Genomic DNA, 19,537 nt, shown 5'->3' on the forward strand with positions numbered 1-19,537 from the left:
CATATTAACGACCGAGCGTCGTTCCGCCTACCACCGTTTGTGACGGGAATTTTACAGCACAGAATTCGGCGCCTCGGCCTTCTGCTGTTAGGTGGATGTAACCGAGGCAAAGATCAAGGGTTAACACGGTCGTTCGAGCCCTTCCACTGCTCGCCTCCCCGCCCTTGACAGCAAAACGGCGCCACGCGGGCGCCGTTCCATGAAAATTGTCGGGCGCAGTGCCATTTCAGGCGCTGACATTGCCCTTCTTTTCCTTCTGCTCGGAGTAGATGTAGAGCGGCCGGGCGTTGCCGGACACCACCTCTTCCGAAATCACCACCTCGCGCACACCTTCCAGCGCCGGCAGCTCGAACATGGTGTCGAGCAGGATCGCTTCCATGATGGAGCGCAGGCCGCGTGCGCCGGTCTTGCGCTCGATGGCGCGCTTGGCGATCGCCGACAGCGCGTTCTCGTGGAACGTCAGATCGACATTCTCCATCTCGAAAAGCCGCTGATATTGCTTGACCAGCGCGTTCTTCGGTTCGGTCAGGATCTGGATCAGCGCCGGCTCGTCGAGGTCTTCCAGCGTCGCCAGGACCGGCAGACGACCTACGAATTCCGGGATCAGGCCGAATTTCAGGAGATCCTCCGGCTCGACCTGGCGGAACAGGTCGCCGGTGCGCCGATCCTCGGGCGAAGCCACGGTGGCGCCGAAGCCGATCGAGGTCTTGCGGCCGCGATCCGAGATGATCTTGTCCAGCCCCGCGAAGGCGCCGCCGCAGATGAACAGGATGTTTGCGGTGTCGACCTGCAGGAATTCCTGCTGCGGATGCTTGCGGCCGCCCTGCGGCGGCACGGAGGCGACCGTGCCTTCCATGATCTTCAGGAGCGCCTGCTGCACGCCCTCGCCCGACACGTCGCGGGTGATCGAGGGATTATCCGACTTGCGCGAGATCTTGTCGATTTCGTCGATATAGACGATGCCGCGCTGCGCCCGCTCGACATTGTAGTCGGCCGACTGCAACAGCTTCAGGATGATGTTCTCGACGTCCTCGCCGACATAGCCGGCCTCGGTCAGCGTCGTGGCGTCGGCCATGGTGAACGGCACGTCGATGATGCGGGCGAGCGTCTGCGCGAGAAGCGTCTTGCCGCAGCCGGTCGGGCCGATCAGAAGGATATTGGACTTGGCCAGCTCGACGTCGTTGTTCTTGCCGGCATGCGCCAGGCGCTTGTAGTGGTTGTGAACCGCCACCGAAAGCACGCGCTTGGCATAGGGCTGGCCGATGACGTAGTCGTCGAGGACCTTGAGGATTTCCTGCGGTGTCGGCACGCCTTCGCGCGACTTCACCATCGAGGTCTTGTTCTCCTCGCGGATGATGTCCATGCACAGCTCGACGCATTCATCGCAGATGAAGACCGTCGGCCCGGCGATCAGCTTGCGGACCTCGTGCTGGCTCTTGCCGCAAAACGAGCAGTAGAGGGTGTTCTTTGAATCACCGCCGCCGTTGCTGACCTTGCTCATTTTTCTGTCCTTTCACCGACGCCCGCCGACCGTCTGGCTTTGAGTGACGTCTTCACCAATCTATCGCGGGAATCCGCCACCGCCAGTGTCCCGGCTCACACAGCGCATTCCGTACGAAACACAAATCAGAAAACGCGGCAATGATTCGCAGCAACCCCACGCAAAGCTAAGCCGTCGAAAATCAACATAGCCTTAACGTAGGCAATCCCAACGCCTGAGGGAACAGCCAAATGTGGCCGAAATGCCGCAAGACGCGCCAAAACCGCGTTATGCTGCCATTTGCCGTCGAGGTCAGGCTGAAGCGGTGGCTGTCTCGACCGCCTCGCGGCTGGAAATGACCTTGTCGATCAGGCCGAAGTCCCTGGCCTCGTCCGCGGTCATGAAATGGTCGCGGTCGAGCGTCTTCTCGATCTCGTCATAGCTCTTGCCGGTATGCTTGACATAGACCTCGTTCAAGCGGCGCTTCAACTTGATGATGTCCTGCGCATGACGTTCGATGTCCGAGGCTTGGCCCTGGAAGCCGCCGGACGGCTGATGGACCATGATGCGGGCGTTCGGCGTGGCAAAACGCATGTCCTTGTGGCCGGCGGTCAGAAGCAGCGAACCCATCGAGGCGGCCTGGCCGATGCAGAGCGTCGACACCGCCGGCTTGATGAACTGCATGGTGTCGTAGATCGCCATGCCCGAGGTGACGACGCCGCCCGGCGAATTGATATAGAGGTTGATCTCCTTCTTGGGGTTCTCCGCCTCGAGGAACAAAAGCTGTGCACAAACCAGCGTCGCCATCCCGTCCTCGACCGGACCGGTGATGAAGATGATGCGTTCCTTCAAGAGGCGCGAGAAAATGTCATAAGCACGCTCGCCGCGGTTGGTCTGCTCGACCACCATCGGAACGAGGTTCATGTAGGTTTCAACGGGGTTCTTCATGGACTACCCTTGTAGGAGATGGATTCCGGCACCTTGATATATCAGCAATCGCGCGGAATCGTTCTGGATTGGTTACGACCTAAATAGGATGCCGGCTCACCCTAGCGCAAGGCCGCCTCTCCTAGCCATCTGGTTAAGCCGAATCAAGCGCGGTAAGCCCGCGGAGCACGGGCGCGCTCTGGCCTAATGAGACGGGCCCAGTCCCGGTCGGCCCCGTAAGCCGCTCGCACGGTAGCAATTCCTTAACCGCGATGCTTAACGAAAAGCCTTGAAATCGCTGTCCGCCCCCGGAGCTTCCGCTACAGTCCTGCGTTGTGAAGGCGTCCTTTCAACGGGGAATGTCATGATCCGCAAAAGCTCCGCATCGCTGGCGGCAGTCGCGATGCTTGCCAGCGTCTGTGAAACCGCCGCAGGCGGGCGCGCGCTCGAATGCTACGAGCCGATCCACAGGCCGGCACTTTACGATACCGTCTATGAGGACGTGATGCTGAACCCTGGCGGACAGGTGGTCAACTACGACGCGCCGATTTACGGCACCTATCAAGGCGTGGAGCAGATCGCGCCGCCGCGCGTCACCTACGAGACCGAGCCGGCGGTCACACGCACGGTCTACCACACGGTCAAAGTCGACGATGGCGGCTATGGTTGGGAATGGCGCGTCATCCATGGCCGCAAGGTGCTGTGCAAGGTATGGCGCAAGGCCCGCTATGCGCGCGTCGCCGAGACGGTCGTGGTCCAGCCGGAGCGCGTCCGGCGCGTCGTTCAGCCGGCGGAATTTGAAGCGGTTGCCCACGAAGTGCTGGTGCGGCCGCAACAGGTCCGCATCCGGGAAATCCCGCCGTCTTACGGGACGGTAGCGCGTAGGGTGGTGGTGCGGGAAGGTTCGACCAGTTGGCGGCGCGTGCACATTCCGCGGCATTGCCAGGATTAGGCGGTACTTCGCCTACGGGTTGCAGCCGGCCGGGCGGTGGTGTCGCGCGCGCCGGCCGGAGCTGTCGCCGGCTCAGGCGAGGTCGATGTCGAGGATCGCCATCGAGAAATTATAGTCGCCGTCGTCCTCGTCCTTGAAGACGATGCCGAGGAATTCGTCGCCGACATAGACTTCGGCCGAGTCTTCCTTGCGCGGACGCGCCTTCACCTGCAGCTTGGGATTCTGGAAGACGCGCTTGAAATAGGCGTCCAGCTTTCTGATTTCGTCAGGCTTCAAAAGACTTCTCCGAAATGTCGGCTTAATTCATGGGAACGCGCTTCTGACACGCCGACGATGGCGATGTAAAGGCAAGCCGACAGGATAACACGTGACAACCGGCACCTGAAAACCGTGGCCGGATTCCGGTCACCAGGCGGACTGACAGTCTCAGATGTCGAAGCTGACCACGTGGTCCATGCTCTGCGACGGCAGGAGCTGGTCCATCTGTCGCGAGGGCTGATCGCAGCCGGTCTCTCCCACGACCCGCGCCGGCACGCCGGCGACCGTCTTGTTGTGCGGCACGGGCGACAGCACCACCGAACCGGCGGCAATTTTCGAGCAATGACCGACCTCGATATTGCCGAGAATCTTGGCGCCGGCGCCGATCAGCACGCCGCGGCGGATCTTCGGATGACGGTCGCCATTGGCCTTGCCGGTGCCGCCCAGCGTCACGCCGTGCAGGATCGACACGTCATCCTCGATGACCGCCGTCTCGCCGACGACCAGCCCGGTGGCGTGATCGATAAAGATACCCTTGCCGATGCGAGCGGCCGGGTTGATATCGGTCTGGAACACCGATGACGACCTGCTCTGCAGGTAGAGCGCAAAGTCCCGGCGGCCATGGTTCCACAGCCAGTGCGCCAGACGATGCGTCTGGATGGCGTGAAAACCTTTGAAATAGAGCACCGGCATGATGAAACGGTCGCAGGCCGGGTCGCGGTCGTAATAGGCCTGGATGTCGACGCGCACCGTCGTGCTCCAGTCAGGATCGTCGTCCAGCATGGCTTTGAAGGTCTGGCGGATGAGATCGGAGCCGATATCCTGGTGATCGAGGCGCTCGGCAAGCCGGTGGATCACCGCTTCTTCCAGGCTCTCCTGGTTGAGGATCGTCGAATAGAGGAACGCCGCCAGCAGCGGATCGCGGTTCACCGCCTCCATCGCTTCGTCGCGGATCGACCGCCAGATCGGATCGACCGGCTGCACCCTGCTGGGGCGGGCAATCGTAATGCTGTTCATCGACGCTCTCCGGCCTTCCTCATTCTCCGGCGGCACATATAGGCCACATCATAGCACGGTTGAACTCAATTTTCCTTAGTGCTTTGTCAAATGGACCTGGTTCACGCAAATTCAAGCGGCGATGGAAAACGAACCCTTGATCGGGAGCGCATATGCTCTTGAAGCTGGCGGCGACTTGCGTTGTCCTGCCAGCCTTAGCCGCCCGGAAAAATTCGTCATGAAAAAAGAGACGCTGATCGATGATGCGCTGAAAGCCGAGCTTTGCGCCCTCTATCAGGCCGGGGACCGGCACTATCACGACCTCGCCCATATCGAGGCCATGCTGGCGCTGGCTGAAGAATACCAGGGCCTACTCGACGACCCGGGCGCCACCGAAGCGGCGATCTGGTTTCATGACGCGATCTATGACAGCCGCGCCAAGGACAATGAGGCAAAAAGCGCAGACCTGGCCGAGAAAAAGCTCGCCGGGCGCGTCGATCCTCATCGCCTAGCCCGCATAGCGGCGATGATCAACGCCACCGCCACCCATCAATTGCCGCCTTTGCGCGACGAGGGTGCGCTCAACGATGCGGCCCTTTTGCTCGACATGGATCTGGCGATCCTCGGCGCCGAACCGGCGGTGTTCAATGCTTATGAGAAGGCGGTCCGGCTGGAATATGGGTGGGTGGACGAGCCGATGTGGCACGCCGGCCGCTCGGCCGTCCTGAAGAGTTTCCTCGCCCGTCCGCACATTTTCTATACGACCGAGTTCCGGGATCGGTTCGAGGCGCAGGCCAGGGAAAATCTCAGCCATTCATTGCACGCCCTGCAAGACCAGCCCTGATAGGCCCATACTCACGCAGGGCTTTGCCTCTATGCCCAAATTCAAGGCCCTGCGATCGCTATCGAACGTGAACCGTTCTGGGATGGCCGTCACCATGGAAAACAGCTTCCACCAACCCGTCGACGCCGCGCAGGTGCCGCGCTTTGCCGGGCTTTCCACTTTCATGCGGCTGCCGGCCGTGCCGAGCGCGAAGGGGCTCGACATCGCCCTTGTCGGAATTCCCTGGGACGGCGGCACGACCAACCGGGCCGGCGCCCGCCACGGTCCGCGCGAAATCAGGAACCAGTCGAGCCTGATGCGCCGGGTCCACCATGTCTCGGGAACCGAACCGTTCTCCATCGCCAATATTGCCGATGTCGGCGACGTCTCGGTCAACCCGATCAACCTGCTCGACGGGTTGAAGCGCATCGAGGACGGCATTGCCGCGATCGTGGCGGACGGTGCCCTGCCGCTTGCTGCGGGCGGCGATCATTTGACTACGCTGCCGGTGCTGCGCGCGGTAGCCCGCAAGCGGCCGGTCGGCATGATCCACTTCGATGCGCATTCCGACACCAACGACCGCTATTTCGGCGACAATCCCTACACCCACGGAACGCCTTTTCGTCGCGCGATCGAGGAAGGGCTGCTCGACCCGAAACGGATTGTCCAGATCGGGATCAGAGGCTCGATCTATGAACCGGGCGAACACGATTGGGCGACCGCTCAGGGCGTGCGCATCATCTATATGGAAGAATTCGTCCGGCGCGGCGTCGCTTCGGTCATGCAGGAAGCGCGCGATCTAGTCGGCAACAGCCCGACCTATGTGACGTTCGACATCGATTGCATCGACCCGTCCATGGCTCCCGGCACCGGCACGCCGGAGATCGGCGGTTTCACGACACGCGAGGCGCAGGAGTTGGTTCGATTTTTGGACGGATTGAATTTCGTCGGCGCCGATGTCGTCGAGGTCGCGCCTCCCTTCGACGTCGGCGGCATGACGGCGCTGGTCGGCGCGACGATGATGTTCGAGCTGCTGTGCGTCATGGCGAGATCCCTCGCCGACAGGAGGGCGCAGGGCTAGCGCGACGTGCAGATCGACCATTTGTCAGCCCAGCAGCGCCGCGCGCTCAGAGCGGGTTCTCGGCGTAGAACTCGAGCACGCGTTGCTTGAAGCTCTTGTCGCCAACGGCGAGCATGTGGTCGCGGCCCTCAATATGAAAGGCCCTGGCATTCGGCATGAGGGCGGCAAGCTCGTCCGGCGAGCCGCCGATGTCATCTTTGGTGCCGACGGCGATCAGTGTCGGCTGGGCGATGCGGGCCATGTCATCCTCGCTCAGCAACTCGCGCGACTTTGCGATGCAAGCCGCAAGCGCACGACGGTCGCTGCGCGTCTGATCTGCGAAGGCGCGAAAGGAGCGCCCGCGCGGATGCGTGGTCTGGGAAGGGTCTTCCGCCAGCAGGGCCGCCGCGATCGGATCCCAGTCGCCAACGCCGTCGATCATGCCGATGCCGAGGCCGCCGAACACCAGCGTCGCAACCTTCTCCGGATCGGAGAGCGCCAGGAAAGCCGAGACGCGCGCGCCCATCGAATAACCCATAACATGCGCGCGCTCGATGCCGAGATTATCAAGCAGCGCGGCCGCATCGGACGCCATCTTGGCCGGCGTGTAATCGGCCTCGTCATAGCTCTTCGACGACGAGCCATGGCCGCGATGGTCGAAGGCGATCGCCCGGTAGCCGGCGTCGTTCAGCGTCTTGAACCAGCCCGGCGAGACCCAGTTGACGTAGTGGCTCGAGGCAAAGCCATGGATCATCAGCACCGGGTCGCCCTGCCCCGAGGCCGGCCGGCGATCGAGATAGGCAAGTTCGAAACCGTCATGGGAAAAGAACTGCATCGGCAGATTTGCTTTTCAGTTGGCGCCAGTACCGATAGCCGGGTGGCGCAACAGATCGCCTTCCTTGATGCCGTCCCTGGCGGCTGTGCCAGCCTTGAGCTCAAGCACGAAGCGCACGGGTTGTCCCGGCGAGATGATCGCTTCGGATTCGGGCTCGCCGCGCTTGATGGCTTTGATCCTGCCATCCTCACCGATGAAGATCAGGTCGAGGGCCATCGGCGTGTTCTTCATCCAGAAGTCCACCTCGTCCGTTCTTTCAAAGACGAACAACATGCCGTGATCGTCGGCCATGGTCTGGCGAAACATCAGTCCCGCCTCGCGTTCGGCAGAGGTATCGGCGATCTCGATGGAGAAGGAACGCTCTCCCGAACCGGTCGACACCACAAGCGGCGTCCGGTCGATCGGCAGCAGCATCGCATCCGCCGAACTTGGCTTCGCAGCGATGAAACAGGCGGCGAAAACGATCGCGGCGCAGAATATGCCCGCAGTCAGCCAATTGCGATGAACCATGCGTACCTCGTCCAGACGCTCGTCCTAACCCATGATCCGGACAAGTGGAACCGGTTTTCGGACAAGATGGTCGCGCCGCGGCAAAGGGACTTTTCGAGTTGCGTCGAGAAGCCCTCAGTGCGAGACCGACAAGGTACCCATATCAGGGTGGATTTCGGCGGCCATAAGGCCTTTGTCGCCGCGCCCGAACCGAACGAGCACGACTTGGCCGGGCCGGAGCTCGGTTATGCCGTAGCGCCGCAGCGTCTCCATGTGGACGAAGATGTCTTCCGTCCCCTCGCCCCGCGTCAGGAAGCCGAATCCCTTGGTGCGGTTGAACCACTTGACCAAGGCTCGCTCGAGGCCGCTCTCCGGGTTGACGGTGACGTGGGTGCGCTGTTCCTGCTCTGCCGGGTGGACGGCCGTCGAAGCATCCATGGAAAGGACGCGGAAAGCTTGCAAGCCGCGCTCGCCCTGTTTCACCAGGCAGACGACCCGCGCGCCCTCGAGCGCCGTCTGGAAACCGTCCCTTCGAAGACATGTCACATGGAGGAGAATATCACCCGAGACGCCGTCGTCCGGAAGAATGAAGCCGTAGCCCTTGGCCACGTCGAACCATTTGATAGCGCCGGCGATTTCGACAAGCTCGGCGGAGTCGCCGCCATTGTCCCGCTGCAAGGCGTCGTCAAGGCTTCCGTCCCGCCTCGTGAAAGAGGCTTTTTCCCCCATAAGAATGCCCCCTTTTTTCCAACTGAACTGCAACTGATTCTTGCCAAGAGATTAACACTGCGGCTTCCGGGGTGTGCAAGGGCTGACGTGCCTTTTTTCACCGTTCAGCACCGGAAAGGCTGAAATGTCCTTTGCCGGCGCTTCCGGAAGCCGAAATCGCAAGGCCTGAAGTCGACCGTGCCGCCGCTATTGTCGGACGATTGCCCTTTCCCCGGACGGCTCCTATGGTGCCTTCCAACCCCAACACTTTGAGGAAGCCGCCATGCGCTATCTGCACACAATGGTCCGCGTCGCCGATATCGACCAGTCGCTCGATTTCTACTGCAACAAGCTCGGCCTCAAGGAGGTGCGCCGCTACGAGAACGAGCAGGGCCGCTACACGTTGATCTTCCTCGCCGCGCCGGAAGACGAGCAAAGCGGCATCCATGAGAAGGCGCCGCTGATCGAATTGACCTACAATTGGGACCCGGAGGACTATAAGGGCGGCCGCAATTTCGGCCACCTCGCCTATGAGGTCGACGACATCTACGCAACCTGCCAGAAGCTGATGGACAATGGCGTGACCATCAATCGTCCGCCGCGCGACGGCAACATGGCTTTTGTCCGCTCGCCGGACGGCATTTCGATCGAGCTGCTGCAGAAAGGCCCGGCCAAGGCGAAGGCCGAACCATGGGCCTCGATGCCGAACACGGGCGTCTGGTAAATCCACCCCGATTTGACCGGGGGCAGCTAGCGTTTCGCCCGGCGCTGCCTATCTATCCGCGATTGGCGCCAGCCTCATCCAGGCTGGCGTCTCTTCATCCGCCAGGAGAATTTCATGCTGACCAGCCGCGCCGATGTCGCCACCGAACATGCCAGCCGCTACCTGCAGCAGCTCTGCAAGCACTGGTCGCATAAATTCCCGGTCGAGTTCGACCCGCAGCACGGCGCTATCCAGCTCTCGATCGGCCGCACCGTGATGGATGCCGACGATCGTGCCCTGCACATCGCTGTGGCCGCCGACGACGAAGCGTCGCTGGAGCGGCTGGAGAGCGTGGTCGCGGACCATATCAAGCGCTTCGCCTTCCGCGAGGAATTGAGCTTCGACTGGCAAAAGGCTGCCTGAGCCGGAGCAATTCCCGGAAAAGTGCCTCGGACAGTCAGCCGCCGGCCTTGTCGGCCATGTCGAGCAGGGCCAGCACGCTGCGCCAGTTGCGCGCCGTGCCCGGCACCTTCAAGGTACGCGGGATGAGGTTGGCGAACACCGATTTGCCGAGCCCGTCCGGCGCATGGAGGTAAAGCACGTCGCCCTTGATCTCGAAGCGCTCGGGGCCGGAGCATTTGTCGGCGAGCCGCTTCGTCTCCTCGGCGGTCGGCTCCCGTTCCAGCGCATAAGCGTGCAGCTTGGTCGGCTCGCCGGCGACCTCGGGATAGGGATTGTCCTTCACCAGCCGCTCGAACCAGCCGGCATCGCGCACCATGATGCGCGAATGAAAACCCCACTTCTTCTCGAAGGCAGCCTCGATCTCCTTGGTCAGCGCCGCCGCGTCCCCCTTCTTCGCCCGGAACACGACATTGCCGCTCTGCACATAAGTCGCGACATCGCTGAAGCCGAGACTTTCGAAGAAGGCTTTGAGCTCCGCCATTTTGACGATGCGGTTGCCGCCGACATTGATGCCGGAAAATAGCGCAACGAAAACCGGGCCCTTCATATGATGAACCCCGCCAGCGTCTCGTTGTCGGTGATATCCTGATATTGCACGCCTTCGGCGTCGAAATTGGTCTTCAGCAGGTCGAAATTGCGCCGGTCCTTGGTCTCGATGCCGATCAGCACCGAGCCGAAATTGCGCGCCGATTTTTTCAGATACTCGAAGCGGGCGATGTCATCGTCGGGACCGAGCATTTCGAGGAAATCACGCAGCGCGCCCGGCCGTTGCGGGAAGCGGATGATGAAATACTTCTTCAGCCCCTCGAAGCGCAGCGCCCTCTCCTTCACGTCCGGCAGCCGCTCGAAGTCGAAATTGCCGCCGGAGACGACCGCGACGATGGTCTTGCCCCTGATCTCCTTGCGCGAAAAATCCTTGAGCGCGTCGATCGCCAGCGCGCCGGCCGGCTCCAGTACGACCCCCTCGACATTGAGCATCTCGATCATAGTGGCGCAGAGCCGGTTCTCCGGAACCAGCCGCACGGCATCGGCGGTGAAGTCCTTGAGATGGCGCAACGGCTCGCGTCCGATCTCGGCCACCGCGGCACCGTCGACAAAATTGTCGACCTTGGCGAGCTTGACCCGCTTGCCGCCGGCAAGGCTCTCGCGCAGGCTCGGCGCGCCCGCCGGCTCGCAGAACACGAAACGCGGATCGCGATGCTGGTCGGCGAAATAGTGGGTCACACCGGCGGCGAGGCCGCCGCCGCCCACCGGCAGCATGACGATGTCGGGCACGCGCCCGCCCGGCATCTGGGCCGCGATCTCGTAGGCAACCGTCGCCTGGCCCTCGATAATGTCCTTGTGGTCAAAGGGCGGCACCATATGCGCGCCGGCGGCTTCGGTGAATTCGAAGGCGGCGCGGTAGCAATCGTCGAAGAAGTCGCCGACCAGCCTGATCTCGACGAAATCGCCGCCGAACAGCCGCGTCTTGTCGATCTTCTGCTGCGGCGTCGTCACCGGCATGAACACGACGCCCTTCTTGCCGAAATGGCGGCAGACGAAGGCAAAGCCTTGGGCGTGATTGCCTGCCGAGGCGCAGACGAACAGCTCGGCATTATTGCCGGCGGCGAGCGCCTTGCGGAAGAAGTTGAACGCGCCCCTGATCTTGTAGGAGCGCACCGGCGTCAGATCCTCACGCTTCAAAAGGATGCGCGCGCCTGTCTTCTTGGACAGATAATCGTTCTCCTGCAGCGGCGTTTCCGGAAAGATTTCGCGGATCGCCTCGGCGGCAGCGGCGACGCGAGAAGAGAAGCTGTTCAATAGAAGTCCCTCATTTGGTCTCGGCGGTACGCCAGGACAGCCATATCCCGCGCCTGCAATCTTCCTGCCGCCGTTTTGGCTTTCGCGCAACAGTGCGATGGCCGTCGCCCGACGCTGAGCCAATTTCCGCTGGACACGACTTACTTTAGCCGCACTTCGGCTGTCCGGGAGATTTCCGCGGAGGTGGACGGCCAATCGTGGCCGGAGTGGAATGCCAGTGAAAGTGTCGACGTGCGGTTGAAGACAATTCTGATCATCGCCTTTGCCCTGCTGATAGCAGGCTGCGCGGGCCAGCAGACGCAGGAAATCCTGGGCAGCGTCGTCGTGCCGACGACGGCGACCGAGATCGCCGGCAACCACTCGATCTTCATCGCCACGACCCGCAAGCGCTCCGACGACCCGAACAAGGTTTTTGACGGCGAACGCTCGGCGACCCTCAACTATGCGCGTGTCAACGTCACCGTTCCCCCCATTCACCAGACCGGCCAGATCGAGCGCCGTTCGCGCGGCAAGTCGAACGACCCGACGAAATATTTCATGGCCTCCGAAGTCGTCGGCTACGACACGCAGCCGAAATTCGCCAGCGCCCTCAACACCGACATCGACGCCCGCGGCGGCCGCGTCATGGTTTTCGTCCACGGCTACAACACCGGCTTCGACGACGCCGTCTACCGGCTGACCCAGATCGTCCACGATTCCGGCTATCCGGGCACGCCGGTGCTGTTTTCCTGGGCCTCCGGCGCCAAGACCACCGACTATGTCTATGACAAGGAAAGCGCCGCCGCCGCCCGCGACCAGCTGGAGGTGACGTTGCGGATGCTGGCGCAGACCGGCGCCCGGCGCATCGACATTGTCGCCCATTCGATGGGAACCTGGGTGACGATGGAGACGCTGCGCCAGCTTGCCATCACCGGCGACCGCGATCTCGGCGGCAAGCTCGGCGACGTTGTGCTCGCCTCGCCCGACATCGATGTCGATGTGTTCAAGAGCCAGATGCGCCGCTACGGCAAGCCGGACAAGCCCTTCATCCTGCTCCTGTCGGACGACGACCGGGCGCTGCGGCTCTCCGGCCTGATCGCCGGCGCGCGGCCGCGCGTCGGCGACTATCGGGATGCCGCAGATCTCGCCTCCTATGGCGTCACGGTGGTCGACCTCTCCAAGATCAAGGGCGTCGACAGTTTCAACCACACCAAATTCGCCGACAATCCGATGATGGTGCAGATGATCGGACAGCGGCTGCGCGAGGACGATGGCTTTGCCAGCGATCGTGATGTGACGGACCGCATCCGTCAGCTGGCTGCGCAGTAACCGTATCGGTGCGGGTTCCGCGCCGCAGGGACTTTGAACTGGACCCGGCCGCTCTCTGGCTTTATCGCAGTAGCAAGAGATGTTGCCGCCCTTGGGGGACCCCGGGTGATTGCGCATGTGAAGATCGTTGTCGGCCTTGCCTTCACGCTCGCCCTCGCCGGCTGCGCCGGTCCCACGCATGATCTTCTCAACCGCAAAACAGTTACAACGCCTGCCTCCGACATCGCCGCCACGCATGAGATCTTCGTCGCCACCACCCGCCAGCAGGCGACCAAGGATCCGCGCCAGGTCTTCGACGGCGACCGTTCGCTGACCACCAGCTACGCCCGCGTCGACGTCACCGTGCCGAAGATCCACCAGGTCGGCGCGATCGAGCGCGCCAAGGGCTCGGCAGACTCCAATCCGGCCAAGCAGTTCACCGCCACCGATGTCGTCCACTATGGCGACGCGCTGCAATTCGCCAAGGCGGTCGGCGCCGACATTTCCATGCGCGGCGACCGTGCCCTGGTGTTCGTGCACGGCTTCAACAACGGTTTCGACGACGGTATCTACCGCATCACGCAGATAGCGCATGACACCAAATATCCCGGAACGCCGGTGCTGTTCTCATGGGCATCGAGCGCCAAGGCGACCGGCTACATCTATGACAAGGACAGTTCGACCGCCGCGCGCGACGATCTCGAGGCGACGCTGCGGATGCTTGCCAAGACACGCGTCAAGAGCATCGACATCATCGCCCATTCAATGGGCACCTGGCTGACGATGGAGGCGCTGCGACAGCTCGCCATCACCGGCGACCGCGATCTCGGCGGCAAGCTCGGCTACGTCATCCTCGCCTCGCCCGACATCGACGTCGATGTCTTCAAGAAGCAGATGATCCGCTACGGCAAGCCGGACAAACCCTTCGCCATCCTGCTTTCGGGCGACGACCGGGCGCTGAAGCTGTCGAGCTTCATTTCCGGCGACAAGCCGCGCGTCGGCGACTACGGCAACGCCGCCGATCTCGCCGATTACGGCGTGACGGTCGTCGACCTGACCCACGCCAAGGGCGGCGACGGCCTGAACCATGCCAAATTCGCCGACAACCCGATCCTGGTGCAACTGCTGGGCAACCGGCTGCGCACACCGGCCGGGCTTGCGTCGGACGAGCCCGACCCGACGCAGCTCAACGATATCGGCCAAGGCCTCGGCAAGGCGGTCGGCTCGGTCGCCGAGGTCGTCATCACCACGCCGTTCAGGGTCTTGACCATCGTTACCGGCGGATAGCTGACGCTCAGATAAAAAGATCGACCTTCTGGAACGTCGTCACGTCGACCAGGCCGACGTCCGAGATCCTGAGCTCCGGAATGACCACGAGCGCCAGCAGCGAGTGCTGCATATAGGCGTTGTTGAGCGAGCAGCCGACCTTGCGCATCGCCTCGGTCAGTTGATCGGCCTTGGCCGCGACGATCTCGGCGCGTTCGTCGGACATCAGGCCGGCGATCGGCATCTCGACCAGCGCCAGTTCCTCGCCCTCGGAATAAAGCACGACGCCGCCGCCCACCTCGCTCAGCCGGTTCACGGCCAAAGCCATATCTTCCTTGTTGGTGCCGACGACGATGATGTGGTGCGCGTCATGCGCGACGCTGGACGCCATTGCGCAGTCTTTCACATAGCCGAAGCCGGAGACGAAGGCGTTGGTGACGCCGCCCGTGCCGCTATGCCGCTCGACCAGGGCGATCTGGCAGATGTCGTTGCGGCGATCCATGGCGACCAACCCGTCCTCGACCGCCAGATCGGCTTCCAGAGCCCGCGTCGGCGCCTGGTTCTCGATCACGCCGATCACCCGCGCCCGCACCTCGTTGGCGCCCTGCGGCGCGGAAATGTCAAAATCCTCCGCCGCGAGTTTCTTGCCGAGCTTGACGGTGTTCTTCGCGGATTGCGGATAGTCATAGGCGGGGATGTCGATCTCGAGCTTGCCGGCCTTGGCCAGCCGGACGCCGCGGGCATAGACCTCGTCGATGGTCATCCAGGCAAGGTCCGAAACGATCAGCAGATCGGCCAGCCGTCCGGGCGCGATGGAGCCGATCTCGCGCTCCAGCCTGAAATGCTGCGCCGTGTTGAGCGTCGCCATCTGGATCGCCGTCACCGGCTTCAGCCCCTGGCTGATGGCGTGCCGCACCACCCGGTCCATATGACCTTCATGCACAAGCGTGCCGGAATGGCTGTCATCGGTGCACAGGATGAAGTTGCGCGGGTCGATGCCGCCCTCGGTCACCGCCTTGATCTGCGCCGCCACGTCGTACCAGGCCGATCCCAGCCTCAGCATTGCCTTCATGCCCTGGCGCACCCGCGCGATCGCGTCCTCCGCGCGCGTGCCTTCATGGTCGTCCTCCGCTCCGCCGGCGACATAGCCGTGGAAGGGCAGGCCGAGATCGGGCGATGCATAATGCCCGCCCACCGTCTTGCCGGCCCTGACCGTCTCGGCGATCTCGCCCGACATCACCGGATCGTTGGCAGCGACGCCGGGGAAATTCATCACCTCGCCAAGCCCGATGATATTTTCCCAGGTCATGGCCTCGGCGACGTCGGCGACCGTCAATTCGGCGCCGGCATGCTCCAGCCCCGGCGCCGACGGCACGCAGGACGGCATCTGCACATGCACGTTGATCGGCATCGCGACCGCCTCGTCATGCATCAGGCGCACGCCCGGCAGTCCAAGCACATTGGCGATCTCGTGCGGATCGATGAACATCGAGGTCGTGCCGTGCGGGATGACCGCGCGGCAGAACTCCGTCACCGTCACCATGCCGCTTTCGACATGCATATGCGCGTCGCAAAGGCCGGGCACCAGATAGCGCCCGCCGGCGTCGACGACCTTGGTCCCCTCCCCGATGGCGTGGCCGGCATTCGGCCCGCAATAGGCGAAGCGGCCGGCGGCGATCGCGATATCGGTGCCGGGGATGATCTCGCCCGAATGGACGTTCACCCAGCAACCATTGCGGATGACCAGTTCCGCGGGCTTTCGGCCCATCGCGACATCGACCAGATATGTCGCCACTTCGGTCCACGGTTTCGGCTGTGTGGCGCTTGTCGGCTTGGCGTTAGTCATTGGCTGAGTCCTCTGCATGGGCCAGTTTGGCAAATGTCGGCGCCCGGAGCCAGAGCGTCAGGTCGTAAACCACTGTTGCAGAGATGCAATTCCGTTTCGCCGTGATTGGGGCTAGTCTGCCCTAAGGAGTCCTCGAAACCGCCATTTCGGAGCGCCCTATGCGTCGACTGACGCTCGCCAGTGCCGGCCTTCTTGCCCTGCTGTCCGGCTCTGCCTGGGCGGCGGATCTAGGCACTAATCTGCCGATGACCGCGCCCGGGTTCGACTGGACCGGCTATTATGCCGGCCTGCAGGCCGGCTATGGCTGGGGCCGCTCCGACATCAGCGTCGAGGGCGGTTCGGTCAAGCCCGACATCGATGGCGGTTTCGTCGGCGGCCATGTCGCGGGGCTCTGGCAGTTCGACCAGGCTGTGATCGGCGCCGAGGCGGATCTTAACTACGCCTCGATCGACGGCACCGCCGAGGCCGGCCCGGCAAACACATTCGGCACCGACATCAAATGGTTCGGATCGATCGATGCCAAGGCTGGCTACGCCATGGATCGCGTGCTGATCTACGGCATCGGCGGCGTCGCTTTCGCCGGCATCGAGACCTCGCAGGCAGCAGGCACGGCCTTTGCCCAAACCCGCACCAGCACCGGCTGGACGCTCGGCGCCGGCGTCGACTATGCCTTGACCAACAATGTCGTCGTCGGCGCACAATACCGCTACTACGATTTCGGCAAGGAGCATTTCGATGCGCCGGACACGTTCGCCGACCGCGACCAGGACGTGAAGCTGCAGACGCTGGGGGTGAATTTCAGCTACAAATTCTGAGGCTTGCGGTGCCGCGAAATGCGCAACACCCGCTTCCGCATCTCTTGAAAATTCAGATGGCCGGCGCCCGCAGGGGGCGGGGGAATGGGTAGGGGCCTGATAGACGCCGGCCTCGGCGGATCAATCCGCCACGGCGCAAACATTAGCGTTCCCAAGGCAGGCCGTAATAGCGTGATCGCGCCACTTTCCCACCGCCCTGCCCCGCCTAGCGGACATGCTTGGCTGAACGGTCAGGATCGGTCCGAAGCCCTCTTTCCTTCAGGCATGGCCTCGAGACACTTCTCCAGCCGCCGCAGCCGGGCCTTTTGCCAGCGCAACGTGTGGGCGACCTCGTGCAGGTTCCATTTGGCCTTCGAATTGGCGGCCTCGATCAGCCCTCGTTCGAGCCGACCGATCTCCCTGCGCAGCTGCTGCGCCTCCTCCTCCCGCAGTCCCCTGATCCAGCCTGGCCCACGCATGGTTCCACCATCAAAGCCGGCCGTAGACTCGCACATAAAGGCTAATGGGATCAGTTCGGAGAAGTTGGCATTTTAAATATCGCTAATATTAAATCTGCACTTGAGAACGGGCCGGACGGCGGCACAAAGCGCAGCCGATCCGAAACATGGCTTGACGGCTCATATCTGGCATCTGAAAAGGGCACGCCTGCGGACGTGGCGGAATTGGTAGACGCAAGGGACTTAAAATCCCTCGATCTCTGATCGTACGGGTTCGATTCCCGTCGTCCGCACCACCCTTCGCTCTTCGACGAGTCCTCCGAAGCCTTGGCGAAGGAGGAGCTTCGGATGGCAGGCCACCTCCAACGCGCGATCGGCTCAACCTTTCATCGGATTGAGCTTCAGATGCTGGATCAGGATGATCGTCTTGGCATCGACGATGCGGCCGTCGGCGATGCCGGCCAGCGCCTCGTCCAAGGGCATTTCCAGAACCTCGATGTCCTCGCCTTCCTCCGGCGCACCGCCGCCGTCGGAAATGCGGTCGGCCGGCGAATAGCGCGCGGTGAAGAACCAGAGCCGCTCCGTCACGCTGCCCGGGCTCATGAACGGCGAAAACAGCCGCTCGACATCCTTCAGGTGATAACCCAGTTCCTCTTCCGCTTCCTTGCGGATGGCGGTTTCGGGATCGTTCTCGTCGAGCAAGCCGGCGCAAGCCTCGATCAGCGGCTCGTGGTGGCCTACGGCGTAAGCCGGGAAGCGGAATTGACGCACCAGGAGGACGGTCGAGCGCTGCGGATCGAAGGGCAGGATCACGGCGCCGTCGCCGCGGTCGTAGGTCTGGCGGGTCTGCGTCTCCCATCGCCCGTCGCGGCGGCGATAGTCGAGCACCGTCTTCTTCAGCACCGCCCAGTCGTCCGAAAGGACCTCCTGCGAACGGATGCGAATGCGATCTTCCATGACGACCTCCGTATTGGTTGCAAAGGCGTAGCGGTGAAAGGTGTCGCAGGCAATCCAGGAAACCGACTGGCCTGGTATCCGACTGGCCTCGAAACCGATTGGTCCAGCGGGGGAGTCTCACCGGCTCGTGTCTGGCGCGTCGCGTCGCGACTGCCTAGATAGCGGTATCTCTCCAGGAGCCCGTTTCACATGACGTCATCGCTTTTCCAGCCGATCACCCTCGGCGGCCTCACCTTCCCCAACCGCATCGCGGTTGCCCCCATGTGCCAGTATTCGGCCGAGGACGGCTCGGCCAGCGATTGGCATCTCCATCACTGGATGAACTTGGCAATGTCGGGCGCCGGCATGGTGACCGTCGAGATGACCGATGTCGAGCGACGCGGGCGCATCTCGCATGGCTGCCTCGGCCTCTATTCGGACGACAACGAGGCGGCCGCGAAGCGTACGCTCGACGCCGCCAGGCGCGTCGCCGCGCCCGCCACGAAATTCGGTGTCCAGCTTGCCCATGCCGGCCGCAAGGCCTCCAACCGCAAACCCTGGGAAGGCGGCGGTCCGCTGCAGCCGGGCGAAGATCCCTGGCAGACGGTTTCTGCCTCGGCCATCGCCTACGACACGGGCTGGAACGTGCCGCATGCGTTGGAGGAGGACGAGATCCTGGAGCTCATTGCACGTTTTGCGCAATCGGCCGTGCGCGCCGAACGGGCCGGCTTCGACTTTGCCGAACTGCACGCCGCGCATGGCTATCTGATCTTCCAGTTCCTCTCGCCGCTCTCCAACCAGCGTACCGACCGTTGGGGCGGGTCGCTGGAAAACCGCATGCGCTTCGCTCTCGAAATCGCCAGGGCGGTGAGAAAGGCCGTCCCGTCCATGATGCTGGGGGCGCGCCTTTCGGTTAAGGAATGGGTCGAAGGCGGTTTCGACATCGAGGACGCAATCGAGGTGGCCAAGGCGCTGAAGGCCGAGGGCATCGCCTATATCTGCTGCTCCAGCGGCGGCAATTCGCCCCTGCAGCAGGTGCCGCCCGGTCCCGGCTACCAGGTGCATCTGGCGGAGGCCGTGCGCAACGGCGCCGGCATTCCGACGCGCGCCGTGGGGCTGATCGACGATCCGAGCCAGGCCGAGGCGATCGTCGCCGACGGCCGTGCCGACATGGTGGCGCTGGCGCGCGCATTCCTCGCCGACCCGCGCTGGGGCTGGCGCGCGGCCGCCGCCTTCGGTGAGGAAATCCATCCGGCGCCGCAGCTGGCGCGTTCGGTGACGACGATGCGGCATTGGATGAAGGCCGCCGGCTAAAGCAATTCCAGGGAAAGTGTGACACCGTCAGGCTCGGCGGCTTCGCCGTGGCTTTCCGTCCCGAATTGCGTCACAACAAAATCGGAAATCGGCACAGTCCTGAGACGTTTGGGCGCAGGATCCTCGCCACAACTGCAACCAAT

The 19,537-nt window shown here is 62.9% G+C and carries 21 protein-coding genes and 1 tRNA gene; 10 read left to right on the plus strand and 12 right to left on the minus strand.

Annotated elements, in window-relative coordinates:
- Positions 1–226 precede the first annotated feature (226 nt).
- Both clpX and LB529_RS13835 read right to left on the minus strand, forming a co-directional pair.
- The gene (gene clpX / locus LB529_RS13830; protein ID WP_040981372.1) at positions 227–1,501 is read right to left on the minus strand and encodes an ATP-dependent Clp protease ATP-binding subunit ClpX; all 1,275 of its coding nucleotides are present in this window, start codon (positions 1,499–1,501) and stop codon (positions 227–229) included.
- A 291-nt stretch (positions 1,502–1,792) separates the two neighbouring features.
- On the minus strand, positions 1,793–2,428 hold the full coding sequence (locus tag LB529_RS13835) for an ATP-dependent Clp protease proteolytic subunit (RefSeq protein ID WP_095765152.1): 636 nt from the start codon (positions 2,426–2,428) through the stop codon (positions 1,793–1,795).
- A gap of 343 nt (positions 2,429–2,771) precedes the next feature.
- Between LB529_RS13835 and LB529_RS13840 the strand changes: the two genes are divergently transcribed.
- Positions 2,772–3,359: a hypothetical protein gene (locus LB529_RS13840; protein WP_224711379.1), complete on the plus strand. Its 588-nt coding sequence runs from the start codon at positions 2,772–2,774 to the stop codon at positions 3,357–3,359.
- Between the two features lie 72 nt (positions 3,360–3,431).
- On the opposite strand, the gene LB529_RS13845 is transcribed toward LB529_RS13840, so the two are convergent.
- On the minus strand, positions 3,432–3,635 hold the full coding sequence (locus tag LB529_RS13845) for a DUF3126 family protein (protein WP_027166457.1): 204 nt from the start codon (positions 3,633–3,635) through the stop codon (positions 3,432–3,434).
- A 150-nt stretch (positions 3,636–3,785) separates the two neighbouring features.
- Positions 3,786–4,634, minus strand: coding sequence for a serine O-acetyltransferase (gene cysE / locus LB529_RS13850; RefSeq protein ID WP_095765150.1), 849 nt, complete (start codon positions 4,632–4,634; stop codon positions 3,786–3,788).
- 217 nt (positions 4,635–4,851) lie between these two features.
- Between cysE and LB529_RS13855 the strand changes: the two genes are divergently transcribed.
- Entirely contained in the window at positions 4,852–5,457 is a 606-nt protein-coding gene (locus LB529_RS13855) for a hypothetical protein (protein WP_224711380.1), read from the plus strand.
- A gap of 94 nt (positions 5,458–5,551) precedes the next feature.
- A complete protein-coding gene (gene speB, locus LB529_RS13860; RefSeq protein WP_224711381.1) occupies positions 5,552–6,517 on the plus strand; it encodes an agmatinase in 966 nt (321 codons plus the stop codon).
- A gap of 46 nt (positions 6,518–6,563) precedes the next feature.
- On the opposite strand, the gene LB529_RS13865 is transcribed toward speB, so the two are convergent.
- The 3 genes from LB529_RS13865 to LB529_RS13875 all read right to left on the minus strand — a co-directional run bounded on the left by LB529_RS13865 (position 6,564) and on the right by LB529_RS13875 (position 8,549).
- Complete coding sequence (locus tag LB529_RS13865) at positions 6,564–7,331, minus strand: alpha/beta fold hydrolase (protein ID WP_224636326.1); 768 nt, start codon at positions 7,329–7,331, stop codon at positions 6,564–6,566.
- Positions 7,332–7,346: 15 nt separating this feature from the next.
- Positions 7,347–7,841 carry a DUF192 domain-containing protein gene (locus tag LB529_RS13870; protein ID WP_224525491.1) on the minus strand — a complete coding sequence of 165 codons (495 nt, stop codon included), beginning with the start codon at positions 7,839–7,841 and terminating at the stop codon, positions 7,347–7,349.
- Between the two features lie 114 nt (positions 7,842–7,955).
- The gene (locus LB529_RS13875) at positions 7,956–8,549 is read right to left on the minus strand and encodes a cold-shock protein (RefSeq protein WP_095765583.1); all 594 of its coding nucleotides are present in this window, start codon (positions 8,547–8,549) and stop codon (positions 7,956–7,958) included.
- A 262-nt stretch (positions 8,550–8,811) separates the two neighbouring features.
- On the opposite strand from LB529_RS13875, the gene gloA reads away from it, so the two are divergent.
- Positions 8,812–9,252: a lactoylglutathione lyase gene (gene gloA, locus LB529_RS13880; protein WP_095765146.1), complete on the plus strand. Its 441-nt coding sequence runs from the start codon at positions 8,812–8,814 to the stop codon at positions 9,250–9,252.
- Positions 9,253–9,366: 114 nt separating this feature from the next.
- Positions 9,367–9,654, plus strand: coding sequence for a DUF2218 domain-containing protein (locus tag LB529_RS13885; RefSeq protein ID WP_224525489.1), 288 nt, complete (start codon positions 9,367–9,369; stop codon positions 9,652–9,654).
- Positions 9,655–9,688: 34 nt separating this feature from the next.
- On the opposite strand, the gene LB529_RS13890 is transcribed toward LB529_RS13885, so the two are convergent.
- The gene (locus LB529_RS13890; RefSeq protein WP_224711382.1) at positions 9,689–10,240 is read right to left on the minus strand and encodes a DUF1697 domain-containing protein; all 552 of its coding nucleotides are present in this window, start codon (positions 10,238–10,240) and stop codon (positions 9,689–9,691) included.
- Positions 10,237–11,493: a threonine ammonia-lyase IlvA gene (ilvA, locus tag LB529_RS13895; protein ID WP_224543785.1), complete on the minus strand. Its 1,257-nt coding sequence runs from the start codon at positions 11,491–11,493 to the stop codon at positions 10,237–10,239. The genes LB529_RS13890 and ilvA overlap by 4 nt, the downstream gene beginning before the upstream one ends.
- A gap of 231 nt (positions 11,494–11,724) precedes the next feature.
- On the opposite strand from ilvA, the gene LB529_RS13900 reads away from it, so the two are divergent.
- On the plus strand, positions 11,725–12,801 hold the full coding sequence (locus LB529_RS13900; RefSeq protein WP_140840540.1) for an alpha/beta hydrolase: 1,077 nt from the start codon (positions 11,725–11,727) through the stop codon (positions 12,799–12,801).
- Positions 12,802–12,906: 105 nt separating this feature from the next.
- The gene (locus LB529_RS13905; RefSeq protein ID WP_224711383.1) at positions 12,907–14,067 is read left to right on the plus strand and encodes an alpha/beta hydrolase; all 1,161 of its coding nucleotides are present in this window, start codon (positions 12,907–12,909) and stop codon (positions 14,065–14,067) included.
- Positions 14,068–14,074: 7 nt separating this feature from the next.
- Here LB529_RS13905 and ade read toward each other — a convergent pair whose 3' ends face one another.
- The gene (gene ade / locus LB529_RS13910; RefSeq protein ID WP_224711384.1) at positions 14,075–15,892 is read right to left on the minus strand and encodes an adenine deaminase; all 1,818 of its coding nucleotides are present in this window, start codon (positions 15,890–15,892) and stop codon (positions 14,075–14,077) included.
- Positions 15,893–16,050: 158 nt separating this feature from the next.
- Here ade and LB529_RS13915 point away from each other — a divergent pair, with 158 nt between their 5' ends.
- The gene (locus LB529_RS13915; protein WP_224711385.1) at positions 16,051–16,707 is read left to right on the plus strand and encodes an outer membrane protein; all 657 of its coding nucleotides are present in this window, start codon (positions 16,051–16,053) and stop codon (positions 16,705–16,707) included.
- Positions 16,708–16,937: 230 nt separating this feature from the next.
- Here the strand turns inward: LB529_RS13915 and LB529_RS13920 are convergent, their stop codons facing one another.
- Complete coding sequence (locus LB529_RS13920) at positions 16,938–17,165, minus strand: hypothetical protein (protein ID WP_224711386.1); 228 nt, start codon at positions 17,163–17,165, stop codon at positions 16,938–16,940.
- Between the two features lie 189 nt (positions 17,166–17,354).
- Here LB529_RS13920 and LB529_RS13925 point away from each other — a divergent pair.
- Positions 17,355–17,440 (plus strand) — tRNA-Leu (locus LB529_RS13925).
- Between the two features lie 82 nt (positions 17,441–17,522).
- On the opposite strand, the gene LB529_RS13930 is transcribed toward LB529_RS13925, so the two are convergent.
- Positions 17,523–18,101, minus strand: coding sequence for an NUDIX domain-containing protein (locus LB529_RS13930; protein WP_095765140.1), 579 nt, complete (start codon positions 18,099–18,101; stop codon positions 17,523–17,525).
- Between the two features lie 189 nt (positions 18,102–18,290).
- Here LB529_RS13930 and LB529_RS13935 point away from each other — a divergent pair, with 189 nt between their 5' ends.
- The gene (locus LB529_RS13935) at positions 18,291–19,394 is read left to right on the plus strand and encodes an NADH:flavin oxidoreductase/NADH oxidase (protein ID WP_224543779.1); all 1,104 of its coding nucleotides are present in this window, start codon (positions 18,291–18,293) and stop codon (positions 19,392–19,394) included.
- Positions 19,395–19,537: the final 143 nt, after the last annotated feature.

Origin of the sequence: Mesorhizobium sp. CA5 (assembly GCF_020165105.1) — a bacterium.
Lineage (GTDB): Bacteria > Pseudomonadota > Alphaproteobacteria > Rhizobiales > Rhizobiaceae > Mesorhizobium.